The organism is Trichocoleus sp. FACHB-262, assembly GCF_014696035.1.
GTDB lineage: Bacteria > Cyanobacteriota > Cyanobacteriia > FACHB-46 > FACHB-46 > Trichocoleus.
In genome coordinates this window covers 22,820-29,243 of record NZ_JACJPK010000110.1, presented here as the reverse complement: position 1 = coordinate 29,243, position 6,424 = coordinate 22,820, and the positions used below count along the sequence as shown (strand labels likewise).

Below are 6,424 nucleotides of genomic sequence, written 5' to 3'. Positions count from 1 at the left end.
GCTTTATTTCAAACCTTGTGGAGGGGCTTGACTTGGGCAGGAACGAGTCGCACGCCGAGATACGTGTAATTCTTTATCACATCGCCTTGAAATACAGGCTAGGGCAACACTTAGCTTTTTGTCCTTAGCTGTAATTCGTGAAAACCTTGAATAGTACAGGTTTGGACTACTTATGACCTAAGTACTACTCAGAAATCAGTAGTACATACCCTATTTTCTAGCTTATCTGAAGCCTGAAACCCTAATTCTCTCGTTGAGTAGTTGTAGAGGGGCGCAACTATTCAACAGGATCAGCTATGTTCTATGCAAAAAGCTGAAAGCAAGACGCAACAAGGCTTTGATATCCATATGATAAATTTTTGTACGTATCTCGGCTCAATGCCCTCCTGCTCTCGGTTGACGTTATGCAAAATCAATTCATCAAAGCCTACTTCAATATCTTTTTGTAACCAGGCAATCTGCTGCTGCGGATCGGCTGAGATCCGGACGTGTTCATTTAGCTCTTCTGGTGCGACAAATTCTCCAGCGACGTCAAACTGCTGGGGTGTTCGTAGCTGCGTCATCAAAACATTCTTAAAGATATTGTTGCACCATTGTTCGTGAGCTTTTTGACGAGCTATGTCGTCCGTGTGGTCGTAGGAAAGCTGCACTTTCAAAATATGGGCTTTCCTTCCCCCCCTCCGCGTCGGAAAGCATCAACGACTCGTTTGAGTTTTCGGGTGGGCGTGAAATGGTAATCAGCCCGTCGGCCCAGCTCTCCAAGCATTTGGCAGTTGCTTCTGTAACGGCTGCCCCAATAATTAGCGGTAGAGTGGTAGGGCGAGAATAAAGTTTGGCTTCTTCAACGCAAACCAACCCGTGATGGGTCACCCTCTCATTCAGCAACACCAAGTTACTTATATTTCAACCAATTTTGTTGTTAATCCTGCCAAGTCACCAGAAGCAGTTTTACCAACAATGTAAATATCAACGTTGATAGTGCCGACTCGATAAACTTGAATGAGATTCAAGTTTGATTTTAGGATTTCTATCAAGGTCTGAAATCGTCCTACCATTAATTTCTGATTCTCATCATGCCAGTCTCGTGCTTGAGCTAGGTTACGAAAAAAATAGTCTGGTTCTATGATTTCAGCCGGAGAATTTTGTAAGTGGTCTGTAAGGCGAAGTAGCTTTTCGATAGTTAAAGGCTCTTGGGTTTCCCATTGCTAGATGCACTCCCGCAAAAGCAGGAAAGGCTTCACCTAACAAAATAGACAGAGGTAATAACAACAAGAATCGATTCTTTAGGTTCATCAATGGCTTGGAAAGGATAGTTGAAAACATGAGAGTTGACAAGTAAAAAACAAAATACTGAGCTTAACAAAGCTATTTTGCTATGTTGTGATGGAAATCTTTCAAGCAACTTCATCGAAATTACGCTGTCAAGATTAAAATCTAGCTAAGGAGCAGTTAAAGTTCATTCTTGCCCTGGTGAGTAATTGCTGATGATAGTAAGAGTAGAGGTCAGCTTTTATAGAAAGCTACATATCAGCAACTAATGATTTGAAGGTGAAAGCCGTTCACCGTAAAGAATCTAGGTATAGTCAGGCAAAGGTAAAAGACTAGCTCTATTTCTATCAACCTGATTTCACGAAGTGGTTTTGCCGAACTTTCAAGCCACTTCAAAGTTTACGAAGTTCGTTTTTAGATTTTGTTAATGATTAAACGAACATTACTTCATTCATAAAGAATGCTTAATCTGGTCATGTAACTCTAAGGGTAATTCTACCCAAGGTAAGAATTCTTACTTGTTCAGCTACTTCGTGAGGTAGAGGTTTGTAACTGCATTACTTTTTCCCGAGGAGGCGATCACCATTCCTGGGCTAACTTTTGGTGGCCGCAAGGATAGTTAAACGACGTTTACTACGTGGTATCGTCATCTCTACTACCTACTGTCTGAAACTGCGCTTAGTGCCTAACAACACACAAAAAGCGTAGTAGTGCTTCACCACACTAGACTCACGGGGCTATGTTTAGACAGGCAAAGCCCACCCAATCAGCAAAATTAATCTAGCGTCACAGTAGCGGAGGCAAAAACATGAAAGAGCTTTGAGTTTTGTTTCAGTAGATTTCCGGAATGGTTCTAGAAACCCCTGAAGCACTCTTTGTGATTTTCCTTTTGGAAACTATATAAAAGAACTTAAAGTTTTTGGAAGATTTTTCCGGAGAAGACACAAAAGTCCTTGAAGTTCCCTGCGTGTTTTTCACACTCTGAAGTACCTTCCAGTCTATGTTTCAGCCTCTAAGTAGGACAATTTTAGTCCTAGAACTTACACAAACTACTTCGCCCTTTTTAGCTAGCCCCTTAAGTAGAGAAGACCTCATTGGTGTGGGTGCTGGAATATCTCCTTTTAGTTTTGGCAGTAGCAGCCTTGTTTTTGTCTGAATACTGTTGATATCTGCACAGTATGTAGGACAAATCTAGAATTTTTGCACCTACTAAAGGCTTTTAGAGTGTTGCAATCTACCCCCACATTTTCTATGGGGGGTCCCAAAGTTGTGCCTAACAACTTGAGAAGACAGTAGAAATCGACCGTTTCTGCTTTGTTCGACTGTCAACGTAAAGTCGCAAAGAGTCTACTTAACCTTAAGGAGGTAAATCATGCTTGAGACAGTATTAGAAAAGCCATTGCAAAGCCAATTAGCTATGCGATCGCAGGCAGAAAAAGCGTTCAGACAAATGTTTGAGAACACATGCCAAGCGATCGAGCAACTAGATGGCACAAAGTTTGTCGAACAGCCTTGGCATCGCGATTCTAATGGATTATGGGTGGCTGGAAGCAGCAGCGATAACACCGATGACACCATTTATATTGACCGAGCCCTACACAATGGCAATGTGTTTGAAAAGGCGGGAATTAACTATGTATCCCTCGAAGGCACACTGCCACCCGGAATGACTTTGCAGAAATCTGGGGCCCTCTCGACCGCAGAAGCAGACCATACTACCAGCAGCGAAGGAACTCCTTTTTTTGCTACTGGGGCAAGCTTTGTCATCCATCCCCAAAATCCAATGGCACCCACGGTGCATGCGAACTACCGTTATTTCCAAGTGAAGGGTGGTAATCAACCAAGTTACTGGTGGTTTGGGGGTGGTGCCGATCTCACTCCAGCCTATCTTTTTGAGGAAGATGCCGCTCATTTTCATCGAGTGCATAAGGAAGCTTGCGATCGCCACAATCCTTCTTACTACCTGCGTTTCAAGCAAGCTTGTGATGAATACTTCTACATCCCGCATCGGGGTGAGAGTCGAGGGATTGGTGGTATCTTTTTTGATCACTTAAAAGAGGGTAGTTTTGAAGAATTACTGGCTTTCGTGACTGACTGTACTGAGGCATTTATCCCTGCTTACCTACCCTTGGTGGAGAGACGTAAAGATATGCCCTTCAGCGAGGAGAATAAGCAATGGCAGCGAATTGTCCGGGGTCGTTATGTCGAGTTCATTCTCACCAGCGATCGCGGTATCCGGTTTGGCTTAGCGAGTGGCATGGTGAATCAGCAAAGCATTTTTAACTGTATGCCTGCCCTCGCTAGCTGGGAATATGATGACCAACCTGCTCCTGGTAGCCCGGAAGCAATGCTCAGAGAAGTACTAAAAAGCGCTCGTGGCTGGGCTTAGATGCTTGCACACTAATGGTTTTTGAAATCAGTGTTCACAAGCATCAAGAACCTTGACCCGTACAACTACAACTGATGTCAGTGAAATGTTAGAAACACAATTGCTCAATATGTGGCGATCGCAGTCTGAGAATTCCGTGCAAACAGAGTCAAAAGGGCTCATTCAGAGCGACCTGGAAATTCGGCTCGTTCTAGGCCTCCGGGTTGTAGTGAGATATCTCTTACTCGGGCTTGCTTTGCTTTACTGCTACACCTGGTAGACCAGAGCATAGCAAAATTCATTGTTTGAGACGGCCTGTAAACCAATTGTTAAAGGAGGAACTTAAGATGGTAGAGCAAGTAGCAGAGAAAACAGTAGAGAAAGTAGGTGCTGGCGACTTACGGATGGAAGATGTTCTAACCATGGATGCTTCCAAAGCCATGAACTTGTTTAGAAATCGCTTCATTCGTTACAAAAAGATGGTGGAAGAGATGGGAGATGCCGCCGCCTATGAAAAGATGTTAGAAAAGTATCCCGAACAGCAAAAGGCTTTAATGGGCGCTTTTATCGACAACGCCACCATCGCAGAAGGTTTCAAGAAATCAATTCCCTTGCTACGACCAATGGGTTTTATTACCGAAATCTTTGATATTTCCCAAAATGGTACCGATGCGGCTCTGGAAATTCAGCGAGTTTGTCCAGCCCTGTCAATCTCGAAAGAGTATGGATTTGAGTATCCTTGTCGCATTCTTTGTGAGATGGAACAAGAAGCGGCCAGAAGAGCTTTTCCAGGCATGAAAGCAACGTTGCTGAGTAGACAAGCAGATGGGGACTGCGTCTGTGTCTTCAAATACGAAAGACCTGCTCAATCAGCCGCTGAATTGGCGAAGAACACACCCAGTATGTTCACGCAAATTTTGGAACTAGTTGGACTCATTCCCACATTGCTTGGGGCTGGCATTAAGATGCTCAAGATGCGCTTTTCTAAGTAACCAGAATCAACCAGAATTAAGAGTCCAAATCATGACATCACGCTTCACGAGCTTTGGACTCCAGTATCACGAAATTGAGTTGTGTTAGCTAGCTTTCGGGCGACATAGATCGCCAATGGAGAAATATTGTTGTCATGAACAGTGCTATTTTAGACCTGAAGCACATTATTGAAGGCGAAGTCAGCAGTACAGAAGCAGATTTGGCAGCAGTTTCTCAGGATTTTGGTGGCATTCTTGAAAAGAATCCTCAGGTTGTTGTTAGACCTCGAAACTCTGCCGATATTGCTAAAGCAGTGAAGTATGCTGCTGCTCAAGGATTGACCATCTCCTCACGAGCTGCGGGACATTCGCTAAGCGGTCAATCTTTGAATCAAGATGGCATCCTCTTAGACATGAGGAGCCTAAATCAAATTCATGAATTTCATAGCGATCGCCTTTGGTTCAAAGCAGATGCGGGAACAACTTGGAGACAAGTAATCGATCGCGCCTTACCGCAACAGGTGATTCCTCCAGTCCTAACCAACTATTTTGATGTCACCCTAGGCGGAACTCATTCAGCCGCTGGTTTAGGCCAAAGTTCCTTCCGGCATGGATCGCAAGCAGATAATTGTTTAGGCATGGAAGTAGTCACTGCTGCTGGAGACATCGTTTGGTGTTCGCCCGACCAAAACAGCGAACTATTTTATCATGCGCTTTGCGGTTACAATCAATTCGGCATCATTACGCAGATCCAGCATCGGCTTAGACCCCACCGCGCTTTTACTCGTACTTACTTCCTTTGTTACGACGACTTCGACCTCTTCTTAAACGATCAGCGTCGCCTGATCTTAGAGGATCGAGTAGATGGGTTGCTATCTTTGTTCTCTCCCTGTATGCAAGGCGTATCTAGAGCTGGAGAAGGCTTGCGACCTTTAATTCAATGGTTCTACCGGATGCAAGTCACCTTGGAAGTGGATGCTTTCGATGACATCAATGAGCCAGAACTCCTCTCAGACCTAAGTTTTTATCGTCATGTCCACACTGAAGAGCTAACATTTGAGAAGTTTGTTCAACCATTGGTGCAAATGCCTCATCTCCCAGGTACTGCAAATCCCTGGATTGATGTACTCTTACCCAGCTCAGTCGCGAAGGAATACATTGAAATTGCGCTCCAGCGTATTCCTAGCTTTATTGACTTTAGAATGACTCCTGTGGGTTCCTTTGGTTTGCTAGCTCGCAATACCAACATGCCGATGTTTGCCCTGCCTAAAGAGGAGTTGATTTTGGGCTTTGGCATGTACCCGACGGTTCCTAAGACTCAGCTTCCACCTGTTTTAGAGCAGTTGCATCATTTGACTGATTTAGCTTTAGAAATGGGCGGCAAAAGATATGTAGCAAGCTGGACAGATTTTAATCTTTCTCAATGGCGACTTCAATATGGAGATTATTGGAGCACAGTCAATGAGATGAAACGGAAATATGATCCACAAGGCATCTTAAACCCTGGTTTTTTTGAATATGAGCCATCTACCTATCCTGATGAAGTAGATAAACCACAAGTACGGTTTTCTGAAAGCATCATTACTGAATCTCACACCTCAGTTCAGATAGAAGGCAGAGTTGCCGCGTCTGTAGTTGAACCTTTGGCTGAGTCTGCCAAATCTAAAGCGGCACTGTCTGTTCAGGCGATCGCCCTGACTGTGTTAGTGCTTCTGTTTCTACTGCTCTTGAATGAATTCTCACCTATCTTCGCCTTACTAAGTCAAGTGAAGCTGCAATGATGCTTGTCTAACTGTTAGCAAGACTGGTGAAGTAA

The 6,424-nt window shown here is 44.0% G+C and carries 4 protein-coding genes and 1 pseudogene; 3 read left to right on the top strand and 2 right to left on the bottom strand.

From position 1 onward, the window contains the following. Positions 1-290 precede the first annotated feature (290 nt). Positions 291-656 carry a hypothetical protein gene (locus H6F68_RS28640; RefSeq protein WP_199300411.1) on the bottom strand — a complete coding sequence of 122 codons (366 nt, stop codon included), beginning with the start codon at positions 654-656 and terminating at the stop codon, positions 291-293. Positions 657-896: 240 nt separating this feature from the next. Then, positions 897-1,190: pseudogene (locus H6F68_RS29905) on the bottom strand (nuclease A inhibitor family protein); the annotation flags it as partial. Positions 1,191-2,641: 1,451 nt separating this feature from the next. Between H6F68_RS29905 and hemF the strand changes: the two are divergent. The 3 genes from hemF (at position 2,642) to H6F68_RS27325 (ending at position 6,389) form a co-directional block, all read left to right on the top strand. Then, entirely contained in the window at positions 2,642-3,658 is a 1,017-nt protein-coding gene (gene hemF, locus H6F68_RS27335) for an oxygen-dependent coproporphyrinogen oxidase (RefSeq protein ID WP_190563983.1), read from the top strand. A gap of 326 nt (positions 3,659-3,984) precedes the next feature. Then, positions 3,985-4,629 carry a hypothetical protein gene (locus H6F68_RS27330; protein ID WP_190563982.1) on the top strand — a complete coding sequence of 215 codons (645 nt, stop codon included), beginning with the start codon at positions 3,985-3,987 and terminating at the stop codon, positions 4,627-4,629. Positions 4,630-4,763: 134 nt separating this feature from the next. Beyond that, positions 4,764-6,389: an FAD-binding protein gene (locus H6F68_RS27325; RefSeq protein WP_190563979.1), complete on the top strand. Its 1,626-nt coding sequence runs from the start codon at positions 4,764-4,766 to the stop codon at positions 6,387-6,389. Positions 6,390-6,424 lie beyond the last annotated feature (35 nt).

Coding starts and splice junctions, on each gene's coding strand:
- hemF (WP_190563983.1), top strand. CDS start 2,642: ATGCTTGAGACAGTATTAGAAAAGCCATTGCAAAGCCAATTAGCTATG.
- H6F68_RS27330 (WP_190563982.1), top strand. CDS start 3,985: ATGGTAGAGCAAGTAGCAGAGAAAACAGTAGAGAAAGTAGGTGCTGGC.
- H6F68_RS27325 (WP_190563979.1), top strand. CDS start 4,764: ATGAACAGTGCTATTTTAGACCTGAAGCACATTATTGAAGGCGAAGTC.